Source organism: Gordonia sp. (in: high G+C Gram-positive bacteria) (assembly GCF_047606305.1).
In the GTDB taxonomy this organism is placed as follows: domain Bacteria; phylum Actinomycetota; class Actinomycetes; order Mycobacteriales; family Mycobacteriaceae; genus Gordonia.
In genome coordinates this window covers 1-3,254 of record NZ_JASGER010000049.1, presented here as the reverse complement: position 1 = coordinate 3,254, position 3,254 = coordinate 1, and the positions used below count along the sequence as shown (strand labels likewise).

The window sequence follows — 3,254 nt, the reverse complement described above, 5'->3', positions numbered from 1 at the left end:
CGGTCCGCCCCGACGCAGGTCGGCGCCGCCGGCACGGGTGCCCGCGCGTTGCGCGCGACGGTGCAGGTGCGCCACATCGACCCGTGGTCGGTGCTGAAGATCTCCGCGATCCTCTCGGTCGTCGGCTTCTTCATCTGGATGATCGCGGTCGCTGTCCTGTACCTGATCCTCGAGGGCATGGGCATCTGGTCGCAGGTGAACTCCTCGGTGGGCACGCTGACCACCGACGGCGGCGGGTCCTCCGACGCGATCGGGGCCGGCACCATCTTCGGCTGGGCCTTCCTGATCGGGGTCGTCGACGCGATTCTGCTGACCGCGCTCGCCAGTGCGGGCGCCTTCATCTACAACCTGTGCGCCGACTTCATCGGCGGCGTCGAGGTCACCCTCGCCGATTTGGACTAGTGCCGCCGACCCTCGTGCGGCAGGGGTAGCGGTCGTTTTGTTTCCCCGGCCTGTAGTGCGGTAATGTCTCCATTCGGTTCACGGGCCTATAGCTCAGGCGGTTAGAGCGCTTCGCTGATAACGAAGAGGTCGGAGGTTCAAGTCCTCCTAGGCCCACCACCCACCACCTGTCGGGTCGGCGTCAGCCACCGACGATCGGGGCCTTAGCTCAGTTGGTAGAGCACCTGCTTTGCAAGCAGGATGTCAGGAGTTCGATTCTCCTAGGCTCCACAACCATTTCCCTTGTGCCGCAAGGCGTGCCACGCGGGCGTCGCCCCGTCCGACACCGAACCGTTACATCCGTTAGTGTTGAATCATGTTTGCCCTTGGTCGGGGGCGTCGAGGGGCGTCGAGGTGGGCCGCGCTCGCGGTCGGTCTCGCAGCCGTACTCGGAATCGGCCAGGCGGCGACCGTCTCCCACGCGGCTCCGGCCCCCTATGAATGGGAGTTCCTCGGCAAGGCGCCCAGCGCCAACTGGTACGGGGCCTACATCCCGTCGGCCGGCGGCGCGAAGCTGTACGCCGACATCCTGCTCCCCCGCCATCGGTCCGGGCGCGTGCCGACGATCCTCATGACCGGGCCGTACTTCCAGCACCTTCGCCAGACCAAGGGCCTTCCGTCCGCCAAGCCGCCGGACCGCTACGACGACCTCATCTACGGCGCCCAGCTCCTCGACCGCGGCTATGCGGTGGTGTTCGTCGACCTGCGCGGCTACGGCGGCAGCACCGGCTGCCCGGACAACAGTGGACCCGCCGATCGCGCCGACCTGCGCCGGATGATCCGTTGGGCGGCGACGCAGCCCTGGTCGTCGGGCAAGGTCGGCATGTACGGGAAGTCCTACGACGCGGTGACCGGGTTGATGGCCGCCGGCGGACACATCCCCGGACTGTCGGCCGTCGTCGCCTCCGAGCCGGTGTACGACTGGTACCGCTACCTCTACGGCAACGCGGTGCCGCGCACGACCAGGGTCGGAACCCCGCTGTCGCTGGTCTACACCTCGATGAACCCGCCGCCCCCGAACGTCGACAGTCGGCAGTGGCGCGAGCACACCCAGCGCTCGGCCGCCAACCTTTTCAACCCGACCTGTCTGCCGTCGCAGATCGCGCAGCCGCAGAACCCGTTGAAGTCCGACCCCTACTGGCAATCGCGCCGGATCCTCGAGCCGTTGCGCGGCTCGAAGGTCCCGGTGTTCCTGACGCAGGGCTTCATCGACCAGAACACCGCCGCCGACGGCCTCGTGGAGGCACTGCAGAACCTGGACGGCCCGGTCACCGGCTGGCTGGGCATGTGGGACCACGTGCGCGGCAACGACACCGACCGCACCGTCATGATGGGGTCGGCGACCGACCGCTCGTCGACCGGGCGCACCGACTTCAACACCCAGGTCGCCGCCTTCTACGACCACTACCTCAAGGGTCGCGGCCCGGCGCCGACCGGCTTCTACGTGCAGGACAACACGGCCGCCTGGCGCACGCAGCCGACGTGGCCGATGAACTCGGCGGTCCGCACCGTCGACCTCGCGCGCGGCACCTTCCGATACGACGCGAGACAGGTCGCGACGAAGATCCGCTACCAGGGCCGGTGGATCGCCACCCAGCTCGACGGGGTGGCCGCCGCCGCGCTGGCCAGCAAGCCCAGCGCCGACGACAGCCGCAACGCGGTGTGGACGATCTTGCCCGCCGAGACCGCGCCGGTCCGGATCAGCGGCAAGCCGGAGGTCACGGTGAAGACCCGGGTGCACAACCCGGACCCCAACCCGATGTTCGCCGAGACCCCGTTGGCCGTCGACCTGTACGACGTCGACCCGTCGGGCAAGGCCACGATGATCACGCAGAACGTGTCGATGATCGAGCCGGGTCAGACGACGGTGCGGCTCTACGCCACCGACTGGCTGGTGCGCGCCGGGCACCACCTGGCCCTCCGCGTCACCGACTCCAACCGGTACCGCTGGGACTACTACGAGCCGACCGGCCTCGGGCGGGTGACGATCACCGACGGCACCGCGCGCATCCCGCTGGCGCCGGCCGCGGCCGGGACGCCGACGTCGGGGACGTCGAACACGAGCCTCGAGGGCTACCTGCGGCGGTACCGCTACCCGGTGCCGGCGAAGTAGCGGCTCAGCGCGCGCCGAGCACGAAGATCAGATAGGTCATCAGACCCAGGGCCAGCGCCGTCAGGTAGGCCCAGCCGATGATCAGAGCGGCAATCGCATAGGGCTCGCCGGTCTCCCCGGTGCGGGCGATCTGCAGCCGGGCCTTGCGGCCGAGGTAGACGCCCACCGGTGCGGTGATCCCGAAGAACGAGTAGAGCAGCGCATGCACCGCGGTGCGGTTGAGCTTCGCGTTCTCCGGCGCCGGGATGGGATGCGGCTTGGCCGGTGCGGGCTTCTTCGACGCGGCCTTCGGCGCCGGCTTCTTCGGCGGCGCCGGCGGCATCGGGGCGGGAGGGGTCGACGGCGCGCCCCCGGGGGGTTTCGGCGCGGCGGTGCCGGTGATCAACGGCTTGCGACCGCTCGGCGCGGGCCGCTCGGCTGACGGACCGGTCGACGGACCGGGCGCAATCGGGGGGATCACCGTCGTCGACTCGCCCGCATCGGGGGCGCCGTGCTTGGGCGCACCGGGGTTGGGCGCACCGACGTTGGGAGCCGGCGGCGGATTCGGGCCGGGCCGCGGTGCCGGGGCCGGCTGGGCCGGGGTCCACGAGGTGCGACGCATCCGCGACGTGGTGGTCGGCGGCACGGGCAGCGGGTTGTCCGGTTGTCCGAAGCCGCCGGTGTTCGTCGATGCCGCGGGCGGGGTCGGCGCTGCGGGCGG

General features: G+C 70.2%; 3 protein-coding genes and 2 tRNA genes. 4 read left to right on the top strand and 1 reads right to left on the bottom strand.

The genetic code is table 11. The features are described 5' to 3' along the window. From QM634_RS07750 to QM634_RS07735, 4 genes are all read left to right on the top strand, one after another. Positions 1-402: DUF3566 domain-containing protein (locus QM634_RS07750; RefSeq protein WP_415042196.1), on the top strand; the 402-nt coding region annotated here is incomplete at its 5' end. Positions 403-484: 82 nt separating this feature from the next. After that, a tRNA-Ile gene (locus QM634_RS07745) sits at positions 485-561 on the top strand. 38 nt (positions 562-599) lie between these two features. Beyond that, a tRNA-Ala gene (locus QM634_RS07740) sits at positions 600-672 on the top strand. 85 nt (positions 673-757) lie between these two features. Then, complete coding sequence (locus QM634_RS07735) at positions 758-2,554, top strand: CocE/NonD family hydrolase (protein ID WP_415042195.1); 1,797 nt, start codon at positions 758-760, stop codon at positions 2,552-2,554. Between the two features lie 4 nt (positions 2,555-2,558). Here QM634_RS07735 and QM634_RS07730 read toward each other — a convergent pair. Beyond that, positions 2,559-3,254: DUF4190 domain-containing protein (locus tag QM634_RS07730; protein ID WP_415042194.1), on the bottom strand; the 696-nt coding region annotated here is incomplete at its 5' end.